This window comes from Viridibacillus sp. FSL H8-0110, from assembly GCF_038003565.1.
Classification (GTDB): Bacteria; Bacillota; Bacilli; order Bacillales_A; family Planococcaceae; genus Viridibacillus; species Viridibacillus arenosi.
Genome location: NZ_JBBOPJ010000001.1, coordinates 1,992,928 through 2,014,710, shown reverse-complemented (window position 1 = coordinate 2,014,710; position 21,783 = coordinate 1,992,928). Strand labels below are relative to the sequence as shown.

The following is a 21,783-nucleotide window of genomic DNA, read 5'->3' as shown; positions in this document are numbered from 1 at the left end:
ATTGTGAATAGGCAACTTATTTTAATACTGTTATCATATATTTTATCGACTATGTGTCAATTAAGCAATAAAGAGAGGATTTCATAAATGCTACAAACGAATAAAGAAATCAATAAAGGAATATTATTAACGGTTTTAATTCTTGGTTGTTTTTTATCTACATTGAATCAGACTTTATTAAATGTTGCCTTAAGTAGTTTAATGGACATTTTTAATGTTTCGGCAACGACGATACAATGGCTTGCAACAGGATTTATGCTCGTTAATGGGGTGTTAGTACCAACAACTGCTTATTTAATGAAACGTTTTACGACTCGTCAGTTATTTTTGAGCGCAATGCTACTTTTATTAATTGGTTCTATCATCTGTGCTTTGGCACCAAGCTTTGGCATACTTTTAGCTGGACGTATGATTCAAGCTGCAGGTGCTGGGATAATAATGCCTCTAATGATGGGAGTCGTGTTGGTTATTTTCCCCGTTGAAAAACGCGGCAGTATCATGGGACTATTAGGTTTAGCAATAATTTTCGCGCCTGCCATTGCACCAACGTTATCAGGTTTTGTCATTGAATATTATTCTTGGCGTTGGTTATTTATAGGACTATCTGTGCTTGTAGTAATCGTTATTTTACTTGCATTGAAATATTTAATGAATGTATCGGAAACATCTAAGGCTAAGCTGGATGTGTTCAGTGTTATCTTATCAACGATTGGATTTGGTTTGGTTTTATATGGTTTTAGTTATGCTGGCAGTAAAGGTTGGGGCGATGTAGTTGTAATTCTTTCATTAGTATTAGGGTTGATTATTACAGCTGTTTTCTGTATTCGACAATCCTATTCAGAGGATCCCTTGTTAAATTTATCTGTCTTTAAAAATAAAGTATTTACAGCAACTTCTCTGATAAACGTGTTAATTACGATAATAATGTATGCGGATATGATTTTACTTCCAATTTATTTACAAAACGGCCGAGGTTTCACAGCATTTGATGCTGGACTATTATTATTACCTGGGGCACTCGTGAATGCTTTTATGTCACCTGTTACTGGTAAATTATATGACCGATTTGGTGCAAAGCCTTTGTTTATTGTTGGTTTAATGTTTATTATTCCTTCCATGTGGGCTGTAACAGATTTAACAGAATCAACAACGTATTTGTATTTAATGATCCGGACGATTTTCCTTCGCATTGGTTTAAGCTTTCTCACAATGCCTTTGAATACTGCGGGGCTTAATGCGTTACCAAAAGAACTTGGAACACATGGCTCGGCGGTCAATAATACCGTTCGCCAATTAGCCGGAGCAATCGGAACTGCGGTAGTAATTACAATTTATACGGCGCAGTCTGCAGACCATGCCCTTACAATAGTGCAGGAGAATTCAGGCGCTAGTTCTGATATGATTCGAACAGCTGCTTCCATTTTAGGCTCAAGTGATGCTTATTATTTCATGACAATTTTAGCTATTATAGCCCTCGTTTTCACCTTGTTTACGCCGTCAAAAAATAAGTAAAATGTTAAAAATCACTTCTTTTATATAAAGAAAGATATTGTGATTTGGACACTATACTATATCAAAAAACACCCTGTTCAAAAAATTTCATTTTGAACAGGGTGTTTTTAATTATAATTGATAAGAATCCCATTTAGATTGAAAGATTTTTGATTAAACAACTTCATTTAGTAAGAGTGAATTTATTTTATATTGCATTTCTTAATTAACTAAAAAGAACAACTTCAAATCTTGTCTTCTATTTAATTATCTCTGGAATAATCCTTCATGCATAAAATCCAACCCTAATTGTTAATAATAGTTCTACATAACGACAAAATTCGCGTTACCGTAAGTTGCGCCGACAAATTAGATACTAAACGAGTAAAAAAGATTGGCAAAATCCAATCTATACTAAATAGCGTGGTGATTTCAATTGGAAAAAGAACCATTATCAAAGATAGAAGCTTTGGCATTAAAACGATTATTTATTCACCGTCATAGTACTATCATTTACCTCTTAAGAGCAATCCTTGCAAGTTTGTTCATTGGCTTTGGTGTGATTGTAGCGTTTAAAACTGGTAATTTCTTTTACCTAGAACATTCTCCATTTGCCTATCCGGTTGCAGCTATGACTTTCGGGGTGGCGATTATCATGATTTATTATGGTGGTGGCGACTTGTTCACTGGTGATACCTTTTACTATACATATGCTACCTTACGCAAGCAGATGGCCTGGAAGGATGTAGGCAAGCTTTGGGCATATAGTTACGTCGGAAATTTCCTCGGTGCCATTCTTTTTGCATTGTTGATATATGCTACTGGACTTTTCAATGATCCTTCGGTAAATAGTTTTTTAGTTAGTGTTGCAAAGGGAAAGACATTAGTGCCAACATTTGAATTGTTCTTCCGTGGCGTTCTTTGTAACTGGCTTGTTTGCCTTGCCTTTTTCCTTCCTTATTCAGTTAAGGGCGATGGACCAAAAATAGCCATGATGATATTATTTGTTTTTTGTTTTTTTATTTCTGGATATGAACATAGTATTGCCAATTTAGTTACCTTTTCAATTTCAATTGCAACTCAACATCCAGATGCAGTTACTATAGCTGGAATTGTCCATAATATTATTCCTGTCACAATCGGCAATCTTATCGGAGGAACATTGTTTATGGCCTCCATGTACTACTATGTAAACAAACCATTTATAGAAGATAATGAATAAAAAATAGCCTCTGTAAGTTTCTTACAGAGGCTTATCATTTTACTTCACAGCATTTATTCTTAAATGACTAAATTCTTTAGGTATATAGTATTTATTATAAACTAATGGATATTCCTCATGAATAAAAACACTCTCTAATAATAAATCACAGTCTTCTCCACCAACTACTTTATGTTTCTGTGATGAAGAATTAACAGAACTGGAACGCTTTATGTCAGTTGTAGATCTATTCGCAAGCTCATAAATTCGAGTTTCAAGCATTTCCAATAATTGATCATTATCTTGTAAATCTAAATTCAATTCAGATATTGCTTCAATTGCCATAAAAGTAAAGGAATACGCTACAACTTCACCTTCACTCTTATACCAACGCTCAAATGCAACAACTGCTGCAGATTTCCTACATAATACTTGCTGAGTATATTCACTATCCAAATCAATTCTAAAACTCATCTCAACATCGTCAATTTGTTTCGTATGAGATTTATATATAGGATTCCCTATTTTCTCTAAGCCAATTTTGGGATTATTCTTTGAAATCTTTGCAATGTAATTCCCTTTACCGTGTACTCTTTTCAGCAATCCATCATCTTGTAAAAGAGAAAGAGCCTGCCTTAATGTCATTCTACTGACCTTGAACATTTTTGCTAATTCAGGCTCGGCTGGCAATTTGCTTTCTGGCAAAAACGTACCATTCATAATTAGCTTATACAATTCATCATACACATTAATATATAATGGTTTTTTTCTTTCTTGCATGTTTGCGATTTTGAATTCCATCTTCTCACACACCTATACTATTTTCAGATCATGGACCATCATCTAATTATTTCCTCTAATATGTATTATAACATTTATTTTAAGCTTACTAAATCTTCTGATTCCTCAAATATATAGTAAAAAATGTGTCCCAGATTTTACTGTGACACATTCACAAGAAAGATTTATATTCATTTTATTTCGCTAATTTTTTTAATAACACCCAGTACAAACCAAAAGCAGCAACTACAATAATTGAAAGGGTAATTAGAATAGTTGAAATTTCTGTTTTATCAAGCATTGCTGCAGTGTAAGCAATACCGATAGAACCAGATACATTAATTGTTAAGTTGTAGAAACCAATTGCTGTTCCGGATTTTTCTTTAGGAATCGTGCTAAGACAAGTATCAAGTAAAGGTGCATACATTAACGCGAATGAACCTGAGAATATAATCATAGAAAGTACATAGATAACAACATTGCTTTCAGTAAATAATCCTGGAATTAATAACGCAACTGCGATACCAAGTAATGCCATCATCGTTGCTTGTTTACTGCTTAATACCTGTCCAATTTTACCAGAAAGGGAACCAACGATAACTGACGCCACATAACCTGGAATTAATAACAGTGAAATCATATCTAACTTTAAATCATATATCCCCTCTAAAATGAATGGGAAGACGAAAATATAACCTAATTGTACTGAGTAAATAATAAATACAATTGGTAGCGTACGAATGAAATATTGGTTTTTGAAGAAAGATGCATCAATTAAAGCTTTTGAGCTTTTATTGATATAAGTTAAGAATAGTACCAACGCAACTGCAAAACCGATTAGGTATAGCCAGTTAAAGTCTGAAATATATAACATAACTGTTGTAGCAATTGCTGCGATTAAGAATAATCCAATTACATCAACATTTACCTTCCTAGACTCTTCCTTAGGTAATAACTTCAAGATGAATGGAAGGATAGCGATTGATAATAAAGCAATTAAGAATAAAGTTGTCCAGTGTAAGTAAGTAGAAATAAATCCACCTGTTAAAGAACCAATTAACATTGACATTGCATAGCTAGCTGTACTTAACCCTAAGAACTTCTTTTGTTCCTCTTTAGGTAAGTGCTTCGTAACATAAATAACATACAATGTTTCAGCAGATGCTAAACCAGCTGTTTGAATAATTCGTCCAAAAAGAATCATTGCAAAATTGTCTTTAAATAGATATCCAACTAATGATCCGACACAGATAAAAATAATACCAACACTTAAAAGCGTACGGATATTAATTGAGTCTGCTAACGAAGCATAAACTACTGCCCCAATACCAATTACTAGACCTGCTAATGTTGCTTGCCAACTAACTGTAGTTGCTGATATTCCAAGGTCTTTTGCGATGTCTATAGATACAAGTTTAAACGAATTATCAATAATCAAGGCAAAAAGGAAGAAAAACAGTATAACAGGTACGGCTTTTTTTGCATTAAAGTTTTGATTTTCAGATGCATTATTATTTATTGCTTCCATTTTAGCGCTCTCCTTCTCGAAATATTAAATTTTTTTCTAGATTTTTTTGTCAATGAAAGAGTCTGTGAGAAAGAGGGAAAATAGACAACTTCCTTTCCCACAGACTTCAATTGTTAATAGAGTTTATTTATTCAGCAAGTTCCAATGCAATTTCCATCATTTTAGTAAATGCTGTTTGTCTTTCTAATTGCGTTGTTTTTTCATGTTTGAAGATATGGTCACTAATTGTTAAGATACAAAGAGCATTTACACCTGCTTGCGCAGCATTCATGTAAAGTGCAGCAGACTCCATTTCTGCACATAAAATGCCCATTTTACTCCATCGCTCCATTGCTGTTGGATCAGCATTGTAGAAGACATCACTAGCAAGAACATTCCCAATGCGAACTGGATATCCTTTTTCATCAGCTACCTTCTTAGCTTTTTCAAGTAATTCATATGATGCAGTAATTGAATAATGACCTGGTAGATTAAATTGGTGTGCGTAATTAGAATCTGTCGCAGATCCCATTGCAAACACAATATCATATAAGTTTAGGTCATCTTGAATTGAACCCGCAGACCCAATACGAATTAAGTTTTTAACGCCGAAAACATTTATTAACTCCCAAGAATAGATACCAATACTAGCAGTTCCCATACCTGTACCCATTACAGAGATTTTTTTCCCTTTAAAAGTACCTGTATATCCAAGCATGCCACGCACTTCATTGAACTGAACTACATCTTCTAAAAAATTATCTGCAATAAATTTAGCTCGTAATGGATCCCCTGGTAATAGGATTGTTTCTGCAATTTCTACTCCATTAGGTTTTATGTGTGGTGTTTCTTTGTGCTTTGTACTCATTGAATAAGTCTCCTTTTAAATAAGTTTTTTAAGTAGGTTCTAAACTAAGGTGCTCTATTTCCTTGGAATTATTAATGCGTTTTCATTTCAAGGAAGTAAATAGACAACTCTTATATAAACCATTTAACTTGTACAATAAGTTGTCTAATTGGTACACAAATAAAATAGCACATATTTATTTCTTTTTTCAATTCTATTTTTAATTTTTTATAATAAAAATGAAAGCCTTTTCACAATTTTGTCATAGATAAAATCGAAACCAACTTATTATTATATATAGAAAAAAATTCGTCTAAAAATACATGCTAAACCGTTCCTTGGTCAATAATGCTGTTATTGCTTATATAGAACCTATTGGTACTTAATATTTTTTTGTTCTACTTAAACAACACTAAAAAAGCATTCTCAAAAAGATTTCTTATCGTGAATGCTCTACATTATTCTAATTCAAATCAGTTTGTATTAATAAACTTATATTGGACATGTCTCACTCTCAATTTACGCTACTCTCACCTTTGTTCTATATAAATTAATCGCTCCTAGTGCCACAATAATTCCTGCTATATAAAGCGCTATTTGATAGCTGTTTAATATATTTACAATTAAACCGAATAAAGAAGGTGCAATGACGATAAATACTTGATTTAATGTTAAAGCTGAACTAACTGTTAAGCCAATATAACGGGGGTCTGATTGCTCTGTTATACAAGCAATGAATAACGAATACCAACCGATTGCTACAAAGCCTAAAAGAAAGCAAAATAGTAACATCACTAACTTTGCATTTATAACTAGTGGCAATATTACCGTAAGAACTACTGTAACAACCATTACAATGAACAATAGTTTTTCTCTATTTTGCTCAAAGAATAGATCACTCACCCATGCAATGGCTACTCGACCAACCATCCCCCCTATTAAAATTAGACTCAAATATTCACCTGCTTGAGTTAAAGAATAATTACCTTCTATATGTAAATAACTCATGAAGTGTGCAATGATAATCATCTGCAATGACATCATTACAATACCCACAATATATATTGGATACAGCGCCTTGTTGTTTTTGATTGCATTCATTTTTTCTTTAAACGACACTGATTTAGATGCTGTAGCTATATTTTCTTTTGGCTCATGATACGCTACTAAGAAAAGTAATCCGCCAGCAATTGCGATGATCCCCTGTACAATATGTACTGCAGACAATTCATAATGATAATAAGTATACGTTAGTAAAACTGAGGCTAAAGCTCCGCCAATTGGTATACCAGTTTGTCTAATGCCTAGAGCTAATCCTCTATGTTTGTCTGGAAACCATTTTACGATAGCCGTGCTTCCACCAGTTTGAGCACTTCCGTACCAGATTCCAACTACTAATAATAACAGCAACAGAATAATATAATTATTAACGAATATTAGTGTTAATGCTGATAGCCCTAATAAAATAGACCCCCATCCGATGATTTGTTTTTCCCCTTTCTTATCCATCCAATAACCAAAAATAATCATCGAAAAAATAGGTCCTATATTAACAGCTGAAACGATAAATCCTGTTTGTAGCGCTGATAAATTCCATTCAATTTGATAAAATGTTGCGATTGGTCCCATACCATATGTCACAAAAGTTGCTGCCGTTTGGGATAGTGTTGCAACTAGTACGATTAACCATTTAGTATAACTATTCATCAAGGTACCTCCAAAATCTTTTTATTACACCTATGTATTTGTTCGGTATAATGAGTTAACTAGAGTTTACGCTGTATACTACTACGCGTAAAATGGAGGAAAATGATAGGCGCTATCAAAATTTTTAATAAGGTGTGTGACAAGTAATATGAACATCAAAGAAATTGCATTGAAAATTGAAATATTAGAACGTCAAAATTTAAGTAAATCCGCCGAAATCACCAACTATACACAATCTGCACTTACTTCTAAAGTAAAAAAAATGGAGTCAGAAATCGGACAGCCTGTTTTTAAACGTACCCCCCAAGGACTAAAAATCACCAACGTTGGCATTCAGTATAAAAACTACCTGCAACTTATTACACAAGAATACCAAGGGTTTTTAAACTCCGTTGGTGCTGATCAAGTGAAAACAAAAGTGAACTTTGGCGCATCACATACAACAATTAAGATTTATGGAGCTTCTATCGTTAATGCTTTAAATACAAATAACATTCCACTGGATGTAGATTTCACAGTAGAATCTAGTAATTCTATAAATGAAAAAATACACAACTCCGAAATGGACTGTGCACTTACAAGTAATCCAATTAAACATTACCCTGATTTAGCCTATGACATCATTACTACTGAAACATTCGAGGTCATTTCAAACGATTCTCATGTTGTTAATTTTAACGAGCGTACACCTGTTACACTGCTTGTATTAAGTAAAGGTTGTATGTATACGCGAGCTATGGTGGAATTTCTATCGAAAAATCAAATTCCATATACTATAAAAGAAATTAAATCAGTCAGCAGTATTCAAGATTTCCTACATATAGATCAAACAATCGCTGTGTTAAATACGAAGCTAATTGACTTATATAACTATACAAACATTCACCGCTACAATTTACAGTTGAACAATGAGATTAACACTGTTTATATCTATAAAAAGAATGAAAGTACGCAGAAGAATATTTTACATTTAAAAAATGTCATTAAATCGATTCTTGAAGAATCCTTATAATCGTCTATTTCGTCTAATTATTTGCAACCTATTCATTAACTTTTCGCGAAAAATTTTACAAAGGAGCAAATGCTATGAAATTAAATCGAGTATTACTTTTAATTGCTTTATCCCTTTTATGGTTAGTTGGTTGTTCGGATCAAGATATTGAAGAACATACTAGCGAAAAACCTGATGCAGCTGAAATACTAGAGTTAGATTCAAATGCTGATATTTTTCAACGGGGAGATTCTATTTATCAAACAGGAATTGATTGGGTAGACGAATTGAAATTAGTAGAGAAAGAGCATGTTGGGGAGATTGAGTTTAAAGCATCTAAACCGGAAGAATTCAAGAATGGTGCAGCAAATAAATTACCAATTGGTGCTGAAATTTATTCTGTAAAAGATCACGATAACATATTAATTGTAAAGTTTGAGAACGAAGTAAAGCGTTATTTAGCGTCTTCAGAAGGCTGATAAAACAACAAAATAAAAGTGTGTTTTGAAAAAATTACTCAAAACACACTTTTTTTATATTCTATATGAAACTTTTTACCGTAGATAATGAGTACGAGTTTTATCTTATGTCCGGCGCATATATGCACGGACCGTAATGGGTCCAAAGATGGCCACAATGACAGTTGCTCCTATTAGGGAAGCAATTAGGTCCCAACCTACTGTGCCAGCGTTTGCAAGATCTCGAACAGCGGTAACGAGATGCGAGATCGGGTTAATTTTCACAAACCATTGTAGCCAGTTTGGTAAAGTATCAGCGGGCACAAAAGCATTTGAAAGAAACGTTAGAGGAAACAGCACGATCATAGAGATACCCTGTACACTTGAAGCAGTACGTGCAATAACACCAAAGAAGGCAAAGATCCAGCTAATTGCCCAGGCACATACAATGACTAAAAGCGCAGCTAAAACAACGTGACTTAGCCCTCCTTCTGGTCGATACCCCATTATATAACCCATAGTAAAAGTGAGTACCGTTGCAATTGTATAGCGGATAGTGTCAGCCAACAATGCTCCCGCCAATGGTGCAATCCGCGCGATAGGCAGTGACTTGAATCTATCAAAAACGCCCTTATCCATATCTTCACGTAGTTGCACACCTGTGACGATTGAAGTCGTAATTACGGTCTGTACTAAAATACCGGGAATGATGACAGGCAAGTAGTTTACACGTTCCCCGAGATAGCTCCACCGAAAATGTAAGTGAACATCAGGGTGAAAATGATCGGTTGGAGCGTGACGTCAAACAACTGCTCTGGCGTCCGTCGAATCTTCAATACACCACGATAAGCCATTGTTAACGAATTACTTACCGATTGTTTAAAGCTAGTTTTTTTTCGTAGTTGCCGTCCAGCAACCTGCTTTAAGAAGAACCTCTCATACTCTACCCTCCTCCACTTTATCAGATTCATTGGATGACTTAGAAGCAGCCTCCTCAGCACCATGACCCGTAATGGTCAAAAAGACCTCGTCTAGTGTTGGTTTCTGTACACTCATCTCATCTAGTCTGATTCCTTTTTGACGAAGAGCAATCAGTAGATCTGTGACTTTGTCAGCATCCGCCATTGGGGCCGTTATCTTCCCCACTTCCGAAGAAATTGATGTCTGAACTTTAAGCACTTGTTCAATGGTTTGACGAGCGTCCATTATATCCCGCGGATTTTGAATGCTTAAATGTAATGATGAGGTTTTAAATCTAGTATAAATTAATTAAAAGACACTCATTTACTTATGACGCTGTTCACCTTAATATTTCTAGATGATGAAGCAAAAACCTAAAGTTGAACGATTCTAGAAGATTTGCTAATCTGTTATTAACGAAGAAGAACCCATTATCGGAAAATCGATTAGTTGCTCTTCATTATTTAATTAAATATCGTATCAATCTTTTATATCCATCTTATATAGAGAGAAGTTGATAGTTATCATGAAAGTTCGTTTAAAAAATGGCAATGAAGTAACGATAAAAGAAGCTACTAGAAATGATGCTCAGCAAATGATTAATTTCTACAATGTCGTAGGTGGAGAAACAGATTTTCTTTCATTCGGAAAAAATGAATTTAATAGGGATGTGGAGGAGTATAAAAAGTTTATAGATTCTACATCACTGGAACAAAACTCTATAATTTTAATAGCAACTTTAGAGGATGTAATTATAGGCATAGCATCTATTAATTCTAGCCAAAAAGATAGAACGAAACATGTTGGAACATTAGGCATTGTTGTGAGCGAACAGTTGGTTGGACAAGGATTAGGTAGAATATTGATGGAAGAACTGATTAATTGGGCAACTTCAAATGGGGTAACTAAAAAAATTAGTCTTGTTACGAGAGAAGATAATACTTTCGCCATTGAATTATACGAAAAGCTCGGTTTTGAAAAAGAAGGACTCCTAAAAAAAGACAATTTCATTAATGGCGTTTACTATAATACATTGGTAATGGGATTATTTATTTAGATTTTGCGCATTTATCTTCAAGGACGTCCACGTGTTCCATAAACTATAAAAGCAGAACTAAAGATTATCTTTTAGTTCTGCTTTTATTTTGCATATAGCGGGTTTTAATTCATTTATAAGTTTATTGGTTTAGAACATCGATATGAATAGCGCTAGAAAAAAGGCAATTCATTATGAATGCTTTTATTAATACACTTTTTCAAATACAACTATGCACATCCAGGCTCCCCACACTTTAATAGATTACCGTCTTAGATTATTCCAGTGTCTTATTAAAGATAATAAAGATATTCCAACACATATTTACCATTTTTCAGTTGAGTAAAACTAAATTTTATAGCGATAGTTCCAAAAGCATCAAATTCTTTTGGTCGATATTCATAAGTAAATGTAGCAAATCCCTTTCCTTTATATGTATCATAAACTTTTACCTTGGAAGTTGAGACTTTGTTTAGAGCCTTAGAATAAGTAGATAATATTTTCTTGGAATTGACTTTTCGCATGCCTTTTATTTTTCTACTATAATTGTCCTTAGTATATTTGTGACCAAGTAAATAGTCGTTTTTTCCGTGCTCAGCTACATGTTTGTTTACATAAGAATTGAAAGAGGTAGTTTTTCCTGTATTAAGGGAGTTACCATAGATTTTTATAAGTTTAGCCGCTTCTGGTTTTAATTCACTTGTTACCTTTTTCATACTGAATTTCTTAGGGTAAGTTAATACTCCTTTTTTCGAGACCGTCGCAGACACTTGTGTAACGGCTGCAGATTTAGTTATTTGCTGTGTTTTATTTGTTGCAGCTTGAGCTTCTACTCCTCCCAATGTACTTAATAATAGTGTACTTGCTACGACCATTGACATGACCATACCTTTTTTAAGTTTCTTTCCGCTTTTTTTCATCAAAGCCTACACTTCCTTCCTTTTTTTAAACAGATATTTCTTTTCAATAAATATCCACATTCACAAATTCTATCATAATATAACCATTTTTTAGTACTTTTTATAATAAAACAGGTTAAAATCCCCATTAATTTGATTATAATAGTTAAATTGATCCAACTAAATTTTATGTAAAATTAGCCATATTAAGTCCTATCACCTAAAGTTGTATTTTGATAACCGATAAAAAGACATATCCTGTAACTATGAATTTCTTTTCTTAAAACTGTGAAATTTTGTTTTTATTTTGTTTTTATTATTTTTTCTGAATAGAACATACTATATTGGATTTTAAAATTTTTGGCACTGTCAGCGAATTATAGACATTTAAAATTTGTGGAGGGAGATATTCAATTTGAAAAAAAATATAGCCTCAGTTGGTTTTATCTTTTGTTTACTCTTTAGTGGGATTTGGTTACACGATGCATATCGAAATACTAAAATCGCATTTGCAATGGAACCTGGAACACATTCGGAAAAAGTATTAAATGATAATTTTCAAGTTTTAATGAAAAAAATACACCCCAAACTAATGGAACAAAATTTTAAAATAGTTACACTCGGTTTTGATTCTCAAGTAAAAGAAATTAATATACAAGTAAATAGTAACCAACAATATATTAACAAAATTGAAAATAGTATTAAAAAGATCATTCATGAATCATCACAACAAACACTTTTTAAAAATTATTCAATCGATGTTTATAAGCAAGTCATAGATTACCCAGATGCAGAGGAATTAGCATTAGAAAGAAATGATGAACTAACTACGAAATTTCAAGAAGACCTTAAAGCTAAAAAATTTACAGAAATTGAAAGTATACGTATAAGAGATAAAGATAAGAAGCTACTTGTAGAAATAAATACATCTATACAAAAAACCACTTTATTCAATATCAATCGAGGAAAAGAAATCCAATTAGAAATCAAGAAGTCATTAACAAATTCATTTTATAAGGATGAACTCAAAAGAATAGAGGTTTTTGTTTATAATAATAAACATGTAAAGATCAACTAAAATAAGGTGTCCCAGTGTATGAATATCATGGGTCACCTTTTTTTGCTTAATTATACTTTAATTCATAACTATCCTGAAGTTGTTTTATGTATAGTATTTGTGAGTAATTCTAGAATGCTCAACCATGGAATCACTGTGCTTTCCCTTCTTTTGAACTTATATTATAAAATACCAAATAAAGTTGCTTTATAAGTATAATATTCTCTCTAATATGATGTACAATATACTAGGCTTTGTTCAAGATTTTAAACAACTAGACAGGAGTACACATCATGCGATCCTCACTTTTTTCATACCTAGCGCTCTTCTTTGCTGTATTTGCGTTATCAACTTCTGCTATTTTTGTAAAAATTGCAGATGCCCCACCAGCCATTACTGCATTTTATCGCTTATTTTTTGCGATGCTCATATTGTTACCTTTTTTAATCGGGAAAAATAGATATCGACAAGAACTTGTTGGATTAACTATAAAACAATGGGGCTTAGGGATACTTTCCGGATTATTTTTAGCCTTTCATTATGTATTGTGGTTTGAATCTTTAGAATACACATCTGTTGCTAGTTCGACAGTAATCGTAACGTTACAACCTCTATTTTCTATGGTTGGGGGTTATTTTCTATTTAAAGAACGCTTTTCTAAAGGGGCTATTATTGGCTGCTTTGTGGCGATTTTAGGTAGCCTTATTATTGGTTGGCAGGACTTACAAATAAGCGGCGACGCACTATACGGAGATATTTTAGCCTTTATCGCAGCAGGTATTATTACTGGCTATTTCTTTATTGGACAATCTGTTCGGAAGGAGTTATCTCTTATTCCGTATTCAGTTATAGGTTATGGGAGTAGCGCAATCTTTTTGGCCATCTATGCACTTTGCCTGAATGAATCATTTACTAACTACTCTTCAACTACATGGTGGGCATTATTAGGTCTAGCATTTGTGGCAACTATTTTAGGGCAGACGATTTTCAATTGGCTAATTAAATGGATCAGCACTTCTGTTATCTCAATGAGTATTTTAGGAGAAACGATTGGCACTTGTATTCTTGCTTACTTCATTTTGGGAGAAGTCATTTCCGTAGAGCAAGCTGTAGGTATTGTCGTTATTTTAATTGGTTTAGCTATATTTCTAGTCCAGCAAAGAAAGACAAATTAAACGAAAAAACAACGGCTAATATATCTGCCGTTGTTTTTTTGTTCACTTTGTTAAGTGCATTGATTTTTCAATAACTACGATTTTTATAATAGATTAAAAAGTCCGTCCATATGTCATCCTCATAAGAAAACTCATTTCTCTCACATTCAAAGAGATACCCTGCTCTTTCAGCCAGTGTTTTGGAAGGATTGTTATCTATATTAATATGTAATTCAATTCTATGGAAATCTAAAGTCGAGAAAAACAATTCAGTTGCAGCCTTGACACTCTCTATTCCATACCCCTTGTTCCAAAACTGATTATGAATAGAATAACCCATCATCGCCCATTGATAATCCATCCTCAGTATCGTTATTAGCTCCACTTTCCCAACATTCACACCATCTTCTTTGCGGAAAATCCCGAGGATATACATTTCATCCTTCTTTGCTGATTGATCAAATCCATTTATCCAGTCGATAAACCATTCCTCAGTAGATGTAGACATATTTAAAGGTTTACCATCATCATATTTGTATTGCGAAGGCAATCGATTATCAAAATGTGTATACCAATTGAGATAATCTTCTTTTTTATAAGGACGTAAAATCAATCTTTCCGTCTCAAATTGTAAATTTGAAATATCCATATTCCTACCCTCCTACTTTACTTCATCATTCGAATTTTATGTTAAAATCCCCAAGTATAACTTTAACATATTTTTCCTTATAAATAGATGGAATTGTCTTTTTTTGTAGCGCTTCCCCTATAGCTTTTCAATTAAAAACAAATAAAAAAACAGTATACCGATTGAAGTCTATTCATTTGAATCAAAAATTGACAATATGTATACAAATGTATACAATCAGTAATATAACAATTTGTATACAATGGTATACAAATAAGGAGGAATTTTAATGAGAGATGGAAAATTTAAGGATTTTAAGAAAGAGGGACATCATCGAGGTGAGCGCCATAAAGGAAGAGGTGGTTCTGGAGAGCGTGGACCAAAAACTTTTCGTAGAGGTAGAGCAATTGCTTTTTTAGAAAGAATGAATCTAAAGCGTTCCACTATTAAGCAGCAGTTAGATAAACCCGAGTTTCAATCTATTCATCCAATTTTAGTCGGTGAATTAAAAGCCATTGATATGGTAATCAATGAATTTATTCAATTATTTGAAATACAAGAGAATGAAGCCATGGATATTTCCAATGATACTGAAGAAATAGAAATTTCGGAATTGGATAGTAAAGATTCAGTAGCTATTGATGAAGGAGGAATTGAAACTAATGAAACAAATAAATAATTATATCGATTCAGTGTTCCAAAATAATTATACTCATTTGGAGGAAGTCATTTCATCCATCGAAGAAAATGGAATGCCCTCCATATCGGTATCTCCTTCTTCAGGTAAACTTTTAACTATGCTTGTATCCATTTCAGGTGCTAAGAATGTTCTTGAGATAGGTGCACTAGGAGGTTATAGTGGAATTTGCCTTGCAAGCGGATTCGGAAAAGAAGGAAAATTAACTTCTCTTGAATTAGAAGAGAAATACGCAGAGTTAGCAAACAACAATCTATCAAAAGCAGGCTTCGGAGATCAAGTGTTGTATCTAACTGGTCCAGCATTGCAGAGTCTTGAAAAACTAGTTGAGGATAATAAACGATTTGACTTTTTCTTTATCGATGCTGACAAAGAAAATTATGAAAATTACTTAGAATATTGTATTAAACTTGCTGATTCAGGAGCTATAATAGTAGCTGATAATGTACTTGCTCAAGGTAGTGTAGTAGACCAGGAAGTGAAGCCTAAACGCTATACCGAATTAATGAAGAAATTTAATGAAAATGTGGCGAATCATCCTCAATTAGAATCTATTCTTATCCCAATTGGTGACGGGATGACTATTTCAAAAGTGAAGAAATAATTGATTTTTTTAAAAATCGCATACTTAGTTAGACAGTTTAACTCCCTTTTGATTATTTTTTCAACTTGGAGTTTTTTATTGGCTTTTACACTTTATGCTTATGCTACTTATAAAGGGTTTTATAAAAATCTATTAGAAATATTTCTATATCTTATATAAAATATGAGTACTCTTAAATTATTGGTATTGCATTGTTTTTAAAATATCGCGTATCGCAAGGTTTAAAGATGATATTTAATGAAGGCTGTTTTCAAGAAGATTGTTGCTATTGTAGTAAAGGGCGCTCAAAATGAATAAGTGATAACACGTACTAATGTTGGAGGATGGACTGTTTGATAACGAAAGCTGAAATTATAGAACAACCATATTCAGGACAATTCAAAGAGAGAATTTATGATATTTCAAATCAGTGGAATTCTCAAGATTGGACTTGGATCAAATTTGAAGATGAGAATTATTATGAATGGTGCGGTCAATTTAGAGGAGCGCAACGAGCTGTTGCATTATCTAGTAAACATAATCAGACTCTAGTTGCTACTTCTGATTATCTATTTCAAATTGATTGTGTAAGTGGCGAATTAACTGAATTTAAATCAATAGATGAAACTCAAACAATATATCAAGATTTAACAGTAACACCTTTTGGAGATTTCATTATTGCTGATTATTACAATATTGAATTAATAGGAGAAACAATTAAGGATAGACAACACTCTTAGACATTCCAATAGCAATGGATCTGATTAAATTTAATGGTTGGTCAGAAAATAAATTATCTATAAGTTGTGAGGAACTCGGAATCGAAGACAGTAAAATAGAATTAGAACTTGATGCAACGACATTTGAAATAAATATTCTCTCTAGGATTTACAATTAATAAAAGCCAGAGTTAATTCTACAAGTACTTATTTTGTAGATTATCTCTGGGTTTCCGTCGCTTTTAACCCTATTCTTCCGAGAAGAAACAATCTTTGAGAAAACAGCATTAATTTATTTATAAATACGTAAGTAAGTTTTTTCTGGAATTTCGAGATTATCAATATTTAATTCACCTAGTTTTAATGTGATTTCTCCTTCTCGTTCATCTCTCTCTTCGCCTACCCAACAGCTAAACAACTCGAAATAATCACCTTTTTTAAGGTAATGATTCATCATTTCACATAAAGCAATAAGTTTCTTTTTCGATTCTTCACAAGTTTCTTGATTCATATGTTTTGTAATCTCAATTCCCCAATGGCTTGATACTTCGTAAACATAAGGTGTCGTAAACTGATGCTTTTTCACATTTTCTTTTTCTTTTTCCCCTGAAAAACAATCATCTACAAAAAATAAAGCCTCAAGCTGCTCTTTCTCAGGTGTAATAGGTATTTCAACAAAACAACCGATATAACTAGCTAAACTCATCAATAACAACTTCCTTTGCTTTTATCTTCAATAAGAAAACCATATTTTCTTTTGATTATAACGCAACAATCAAAAGTTTAACTACTCTACTACTTCGGTTTAATAGCATTCATTATACTTTTCTCAACATATCAATTGTTGCTTAATAGGATTTCTGACACGTTGTAATAAGATATCGTACTTTTGAGAAGAAGTTCTATTAAAAAACTGACATGCTACTTTTCTGTTTATCTTTATATGCCATTATTCCACTAATAAACAAACAAAGAAGTATTAATAATGTATAAGTAAAAAAATTAAAAAAGACTGCGTTGGAATAGATACTTAGTAAAGGAATTTTTGTTTCTTCATGGTATATCGGATTTACTTCGGCAAGAAGTGATTTTAATTGAATTGCCCTTATAAGAGTAATGCTTACAATCAAGATCATCCCCAATAAACTTCCAGCGACAATCTTTCGAATAGTTCCCTTCTGCAACTTGCGATACATAAATTCATGCATATAACTGATAGTCATTGAGATGAAAACAATAATAAATGGAAATAAAAAGAAGAATGGCAATAAACCAAAATTACCATTTCCCCCTCCATAATTAGTAGGAGAAATTGTTGTTAAATTAGCAAAAATAAAAGCGCCAATTGTTACGACTGAACTCAAAATATATATATAACAATAAAGGTGACTTTTTATTTTTTTCATCTATCCCAACTCCTTTATAATCTACATTGTACATTATTTGGAAATCTAAAAAATAGTTTGTGTAAACATGTACATCTATAGATAGCTTTATATTTTATCCTCATGAATACACTCTTTCGATTTAATTTCAAAGCAGACATTTATAAGAATCACGTATCAACAATGTAATTAAACGGATTCAAACGATAAAAATACTTTTTCATTTCTCTTATTATAAATCAATATTTTTGACAAATTAACACGTATTCTATAAAATGAATGACAGTCAGTCATGAAATGAGGGTTATAAAATGTCAAAAGAAGAAAAGATTATTCTTGCTGCTATCGATGTTTTCCGTGAAAAAGGTGTTGAAAAAACAAAAGTATCTGATATTGTAAAATCTGCTGGAATAGCTCAAGGTACTTTTTATTTATATTTCCCATCTAAACTATCCGTAATGCCAGCAATTGCGGCTGTTATGGTAGAGAAAATCATGTCAGAAGTGAACCATCGCTTCCAAGAAAATGAGTCGATTGAAGGACAACTAAATCAAATTGTAGATGCTGTTTTCTATTTAACAAAAGAATATCGTGACGTCTTTGCACTTGTTTATGCTGGAATCACTCAAACTGAGCATTTGAAAGAATGGGAGACCATTTATGCACCTTTTTATGAATGGATGAACAACTTCTTAAAACAAGCTCAAAATGCCGGAGATATACGCGACTCACTTATTACTGAACGATCCTCTAAATTGATTATTGGTCTAATTGAATCTGCAGCTGAACAAATTTATTTATATGATGATTTAGATGAAGAAAATGCAACACTTCAAAAACAAGAATTACTCGATTTTTTACATCATGCATTAGGGCTTCGTATTTAAATTATGAAGCTTTTGCATCATAAAAATGACTGATAGTCAGTCATTATGTACTGACAAAGAAAAAGTTAGCTGATATTTATTACGAAAGGAATGTTAAATATGACTAAAGATTGGATGTATGTTGCTTTAACTTGTTTGTTTGAATTAATTTGGGTCTTCGGTTTTAATACCGCAAGTACTTGGTGGCATTGGGCTATTATATTGGTGATTATTGCGATAGATTTCCACTTCTTATCTAAAGCTTGTGAGAACTTACCTACCGGAACTGTTTATGCTATTTTCGCAGGGATCGGTACAGTTGGAACGACATTAATGGATGTATTTATCTTTGGTGGAGAATTTAGTTTAGCAAAAGGAATCTTCATGGTTATTCTTGTTGCGGGTGTTATTGGATTAAAATTAGCTGATAATCATACGAATGATGAAAATGATTTGAAAGGAGTGCACTAACGATGGGGTGGATATTTGTATTCTTAGCTGCAATGTCGGAAATTGTAGGAGTTATCGGTTTAAAGTTATACAGTCAGAATAAAACAATTCGAAATTTGATTCTTTACGTTGGAGGTTTCGGCTTATCATTTGCCCTCCTCTACACTTCGTTTAACTATTTACAATTAAGTATTGCATACGCTGTATGGATCGGTATCGGTACTGTCGGTGCTGTATTGATCAATATGATTCTGTTTGGAGAATCCAAAAGCGTAGCACGTATTATTAGTATTATTGCGATAGTTATCGGAGTAGCTGGTTTGAAGGCTGTTTCTTAATTTAGTAATAGAATATTTCATTTATATCGAAGACCCCGTCATTAATTCGGAAACGAGCAAATGGCTGGGGTCTTTTATAATGGCTACTAGTTCTTTTTTTTATTTATTTCTCATTCAAAGTTATCTTATTCGTTAAGATAATACTTTATCCATAGCTTCTAGCATATTTCGCCATGCTTGCTCCGTTTGTGGTGCAAAGTCTGACCAATCAGGAAGTAATTCATGAGTTAAAGTCAGCTCACATCCTGCCTTAATTGAAACTATGTCAATGTTAACTCGCGCCGCATCCGGTGTTTCTTTTGGAATACCCCAAGTAAATACTAGTCGTTTCGGTCGTTCAATTTCTAAATACTCTCCACGATGGTCAATCTCCTTGCCTTCTCTCAAATCAACAAATGAGAAAGAGCCCCCCACGCTTCTGTCAATTTCTACACGTTGAATATCCCCTTTTGGAAACATCCATTTCATTACCTTATCGGGGTCAATCCAAGCTTCAAAAACCTTATCTGATGAAATATTAAAGTTATAAACTACAACTGCATTCTTATTTGATTGAGTATTCAGTGAAATCATCTCCTTTTTATAAAATAAAAAGCTAGTCATTTACATTATCTTACTGTAGTTATGTCTATAGCTCAATATTTTTGAGTTTAATAACTATGACTGACATTAAGGCTCATGAGTTAGTTCACCGTTACAAAAAATGAATAAAAACACTTCTAAGAATTTATTGTACAATAACAATTATAGTTAAACCTATTCAGGAGGAATAATATTGTACACATATTCATATAAAATCCCTAAACACTTGTCGATGCAAGATAGATTACCACTTACAGATGAAAATGGTAACGTTCATTGTTACATAAAAAAGCGAAAACCAAGAATATTGACTCGTATTGTAAATAATTTATTTAGTTTTACTCTTAATTATTGCTTTGTAGCAGTGGATCTAAATGAAAAAAACATCTATAGTATAAACGCTTTAAAATACCGATTTAAATTAGACTACATGTTAACAACACCACTTCAGAAAATAGTTCTGAAAAGAGAGCGTGAGCAACTAATCGAAAGTAAATATACGTGGCAAGATAATTCAGATACATACGTATTTCTTCAACACTATTCTGCAGAAGTACGTTTATTTAAAAATGATGAAGAAATTGCTACAGTTAAGCTTGTAGACACTAGGAATTCGGATGAGTTAGATAATGTAATCATTACTCTTTTTAAAGAAGATGATACCAATTTAGCAGCATTAATGGCAGTCCTCTATCACAGTTTGTATTACTATAACCGATATGATAGTACAATTTTAGTTAAATCTTTTTCCCTTTTTGATTTTTAATGCAACTACCCTCTACATAAGTAGGGAAAACTGCTAGGTCGACCTAAGAAGTTTTATCGGATTTCAGTTACCATTGAAAATGAACGTAAAGTCGCCATGTAATCTTTTCTCTAACATAGGCATGAAAATTTAATAAGAATCTAGCTGATTTCTCTACTTGAATCAAAAAAAGCTTGCATTAAGTTGACTTAACTGCAGCTTTTTTGTAATTTGGCTTTAAATAATATCAAAGAACTAATGCACCCGCTTGTACTTGTTGAATAAGAAGATATTCCTTATTTAAATACCTCGTCTATTTCATTTCTGTCGTAATCTAATATCCAATCGTTGTATTTATCATAAACATCTCTTATTGTTTCGGGAGATGTCGCTAATAGATCACATCCCCTATCATCATAAATGTGAAAAATAGTTTTCCTGTTGATGTTAATAAAATGGACTCTATGAAAAATGCTTGGTCTAACTCCTATATCATGATTGCAGATTGCTTTTAACATAGGGATGTATTTGAAATCAGAGGTTTTACATTTTAAAGAAAATCTGTGTGTTTTATATGTTCGTTCTTCATCATCGTCAGAAAAAATATAAGGAATTGTTTTTTCCCAATCAAAATGGTTACAAAAGTAAAAATGAGCATCGTCAAAACTAATAGTTTAAATGTCTCTGGATACGCAACCCACG

Annotated in this window: 23 protein-coding genes and 3 pseudogenes; 14 read left to right on the top strand and 12 right to left on the bottom strand. The window is 32.8% G+C overall.

Annotated features, from left to right (window positions below):
• The first annotated feature begins 87 nt into the window (after window positions 1-87).
• Window positions 88-1,512, top strand: coding sequence for a DHA2 family efflux MFS transporter permease subunit (locus MHH98_RS10105; RefSeq protein ID WP_340708971.1), 1,425 nt, complete (start codon window positions 88-90; stop codon window positions 1,510-1,512).
• A gap of 415 nt (window positions 1,513-1,927) precedes the next feature.
• Complete coding sequence (locus MHH98_RS10100; protein ID WP_340712740.1) at window positions 1,928-2,713, top strand: formate/nitrite transporter family protein; 786 nt, start codon at window positions 1,928-1,930, stop codon at window positions 2,711-2,713.
• Window positions 2,714-2,752: 39 nt separating this feature from the next.
• Here the strand turns inward: MHH98_RS10100 and MHH98_RS10095 are convergent, their stop codons facing one another.
• The 4 genes from MHH98_RS10095 to MHH98_RS10080 all read right to left on the bottom strand — a co-directional run bounded on the left by MHH98_RS10095 (window position 2,753) and on the right by MHH98_RS10080 (window position 7,533).
• On the bottom strand, window positions 2,753-3,493 hold the full coding sequence (locus tag MHH98_RS10095) for a GntR family transcriptional regulator (RefSeq protein WP_038182369.1): 741 nt from the start codon (window positions 3,491-3,493) through the stop codon (window positions 2,753-2,755).
• A 175-nt stretch (window positions 3,494-3,668) separates the two neighbouring features.
• The gene (locus MHH98_RS10090; protein WP_340712737.1) at window positions 3,669-5,000 is read right to left on the bottom strand and encodes an MFS transporter; all 1,332 of its coding nucleotides are present in this window, start codon (window positions 4,998-5,000) and stop codon (window positions 3,669-3,671) included.
• Window positions 5,001-5,127: 127 nt separating this feature from the next.
• Complete coding sequence (gene deoD, locus MHH98_RS10085; RefSeq protein ID WP_038182374.1) at window positions 5,128-5,847, bottom strand: purine-nucleoside phosphorylase; 720 nt, start codon at window positions 5,845-5,847, stop codon at window positions 5,128-5,130.
• A gap of 498 nt (window positions 5,848-6,345) precedes the next feature.
• Entirely contained in the window at window positions 6,346-7,533 is a 1,188-nt protein-coding gene (locus tag MHH98_RS10080) for an MFS transporter (RefSeq protein ID WP_340712735.1), read from the bottom strand.
• 148 nt (window positions 7,534-7,681) lie between these two features.
• Between MHH98_RS10080 and MHH98_RS10075 the strand changes: the two genes are divergently transcribed.
• Both MHH98_RS10075 and MHH98_RS10070 read left to right on the top strand, forming a co-directional pair.
• Window positions 7,682-8,545, top strand: a complete 864-nt coding sequence (locus MHH98_RS10075; RefSeq protein WP_340712733.1) for a LysR family transcriptional regulator — start codon at window positions 7,682-7,684, stop codon at window positions 8,543-8,545.
• 74 nt (window positions 8,546-8,619) lie between these two features.
• Window positions 8,620-9,003, top strand: coding sequence for a hypothetical protein (locus MHH98_RS10070; RefSeq protein ID WP_038182383.1), 384 nt, complete (start codon window positions 8,620-8,622; stop codon window positions 9,001-9,003).
• Between the two features lie 105 nt (window positions 9,004-9,108).
• On the opposite strand, the pseudogene MHH98_RS10065 reads toward MHH98_RS10070, so the two are convergent.
• Together MHH98_RS10065 and MHH98_RS10060 are read right to left on the bottom strand one after the other, a co-directional pair.
• Window positions 9,109-9,953 (bottom strand): annotated as a pseudogene (locus MHH98_RS10065) (ABC transporter permease).
• Window positions 9,919-10,230 (bottom strand): annotated as a pseudogene (locus tag MHH98_RS10060) (daunorubicin/doxorubicin resistance ABC transporter ATP-binding protein DrrA); the annotation flags it as partial. The pseudogenes MHH98_RS10060 and MHH98_RS10065, both read right to left, overlap by 35 nt.
• A 238-nt stretch (window positions 10,231-10,468) precedes the next feature.
• Between MHH98_RS10060 and MHH98_RS10055 the strand changes: the two are divergent.
• Window positions 10,469-10,999, top strand: coding sequence for a GNAT family N-acetyltransferase (locus MHH98_RS10055; RefSeq protein ID WP_038182389.1), 531 nt, complete (start codon window positions 10,469-10,471; stop codon window positions 10,997-10,999).
• A 272-nt stretch (window positions 11,000-11,271) separates the two neighbouring features.
• On the opposite strand, the gene MHH98_RS10050 is transcribed toward MHH98_RS10055, so the two are convergent.
• Complete coding sequence (locus MHH98_RS10050; RefSeq protein WP_038182392.1) at window positions 11,272-11,901, bottom strand: hypothetical protein; 630 nt, start codon at window positions 11,899-11,901, stop codon at window positions 11,272-11,274.
• 391 nt (window positions 11,902-12,292) lie between these two features.
• On the opposite strand from MHH98_RS10050, the gene MHH98_RS10045 reads away from it, so the two are divergent.
• Together MHH98_RS10045 and MHH98_RS10040 are read left to right on the top strand one after the other, a co-directional pair.
• Window positions 12,293-12,955 (top strand): hypothetical protein, encoded by a 663-nt coding sequence (locus tag MHH98_RS10045; protein WP_038182395.1) that lies wholly within the window; start codon window positions 12,293-12,295, stop codon window positions 12,953-12,955.
• Window positions 12,956-13,227: 272 nt separating this feature from the next.
• On the top strand, window positions 13,228-14,109 hold the full coding sequence (locus MHH98_RS10040) for a DMT family transporter (protein ID WP_340712732.1): 882 nt from the start codon (window positions 13,228-13,230) through the stop codon (window positions 14,107-14,109).
• 67 nt (window positions 14,110-14,176) lie between these two features.
• Here MHH98_RS10040 and MHH98_RS10035 read toward each other — a convergent pair whose 3' ends face one another.
• Window positions 14,177-14,737, bottom strand: a complete 561-nt coding sequence (locus tag MHH98_RS10035) for a GNAT family N-acetyltransferase (protein WP_340712731.1) — start codon at window positions 14,735-14,737, stop codon at window positions 14,177-14,179.
• A 268-nt stretch (window positions 14,738-15,005) separates the two neighbouring features.
• Here MHH98_RS10035 and MHH98_RS10030 point away from each other — a divergent pair, with 268 nt between their 5' ends.
• The 3 genes from MHH98_RS10030 to MHH98_RS10020 all read left to right on the top strand — a co-directional run bounded on the left by MHH98_RS10030 (window position 15,006) and on the right by MHH98_RS10020 (window position 16,736).
• On the top strand, window positions 15,006-15,395 hold the full coding sequence (locus tag MHH98_RS10030) for a hypothetical protein (RefSeq protein ID WP_340708967.1): 390 nt from the start codon (window positions 15,006-15,008) through the stop codon (window positions 15,393-15,395).
• Window positions 15,379-16,017, top strand: a complete 639-nt coding sequence (locus MHH98_RS10025) for an O-methyltransferase (protein ID WP_340712730.1) — start codon at window positions 15,379-15,381, stop codon at window positions 16,015-16,017. The genes MHH98_RS10030 and MHH98_RS10025 overlap by 17 nt, the downstream gene beginning before the upstream one ends.
• Before the next feature lie 323 nt (window positions 16,018-16,340).
• The gene (locus MHH98_RS10020) at window positions 16,341-16,736 is read left to right on the top strand and encodes a hypothetical protein (RefSeq protein ID WP_340712729.1); all 396 of its coding nucleotides are present in this window, start codon (window positions 16,341-16,343) and stop codon (window positions 16,734-16,736) included.
• A 271-nt stretch (window positions 16,737-17,007) separates the two neighbouring features.
• Here the strand turns inward: MHH98_RS10020 and MHH98_RS10015 are convergent, their stop codons facing one another.
• Together MHH98_RS10015 and MHH98_RS10010 are read right to left on the bottom strand one after the other, a co-directional pair.
• Complete coding sequence (locus MHH98_RS10015) at window positions 17,008-17,421, bottom strand: hypothetical protein (RefSeq protein ID WP_038182409.1); 414 nt, start codon at window positions 17,419-17,421, stop codon at window positions 17,008-17,010.
• 199 nt (window positions 17,422-17,620) lie between these two features.
• Window positions 17,621-18,121: a hypothetical protein gene (locus MHH98_RS10010; protein ID WP_076035061.1), complete on the bottom strand. Its 501-nt coding sequence runs from the start codon at window positions 18,119-18,121 to the stop codon at window positions 17,621-17,623.
• 290 nt (window positions 18,122-18,411) lie between these two features.
• On the opposite strand from MHH98_RS10010, the gene MHH98_RS10005 reads away from it, so the two are divergent.
• The 3 genes from MHH98_RS10005 (at window position 18,412) to MHH98_RS09995 (ending at window position 19,754) form a co-directional block, all read left to right on the top strand.
• Complete coding sequence (locus MHH98_RS10005; protein ID WP_340712727.1) at window positions 18,412-18,987, top strand: TetR family transcriptional regulator; 576 nt, start codon at window positions 18,412-18,414, stop codon at window positions 18,985-18,987.
• A gap of 99 nt (window positions 18,988-19,086) precedes the next feature.
• On the top strand, window positions 19,087-19,437 hold the full coding sequence (locus MHH98_RS10000; protein WP_038182417.1) for a DMT family transporter: 351 nt from the start codon (window positions 19,087-19,089) through the stop codon (window positions 19,435-19,437).
• A gap of 2 nt (window positions 19,438-19,439) precedes the next feature.
• Window positions 19,440-19,754, top strand: a complete 315-nt coding sequence (locus tag MHH98_RS09995; RefSeq protein WP_038182420.1) for a DMT family transporter — start codon at window positions 19,440-19,442, stop codon at window positions 19,752-19,754.
• Window positions 19,755-19,886: 132 nt separating this feature from the next.
• On the opposite strand, the gene MHH98_RS09990 is transcribed toward MHH98_RS09995, so the two are convergent.
• Window positions 19,887-20,357 carry an SRPBCC family protein gene (locus tag MHH98_RS09990; RefSeq protein ID WP_051448646.1) on the bottom strand — a complete coding sequence of 157 codons (471 nt, stop codon included), beginning with the start codon at window positions 20,355-20,357 and terminating at the stop codon, window positions 19,887-19,889.
• Window positions 20,358-20,529: 172 nt separating this feature from the next.
• Here MHH98_RS09990 and MHH98_RS09985 point away from each other — a divergent pair, with 172 nt between their 5' ends.
• Window positions 20,530-21,102: a tubby C-terminal domain-like protein gene (locus tag MHH98_RS09985; RefSeq protein WP_340712725.1), complete on the top strand. Its 573-nt coding sequence runs from the start codon at window positions 20,530-20,532 to the stop codon at window positions 21,100-21,102.
• Window positions 21,103-21,377: 275 nt separating this feature from the next.
• On the opposite strand, the pseudogene MHH98_RS09980 reads toward MHH98_RS09985, so the two are convergent.
• Window positions 21,378-21,704: pseudogene (locus MHH98_RS09980) on the bottom strand (DUF3885 domain-containing protein); the annotation flags it as partial.
• Between the last annotated feature and the right edge of the window lie 79 nt (window positions 21,705-21,783).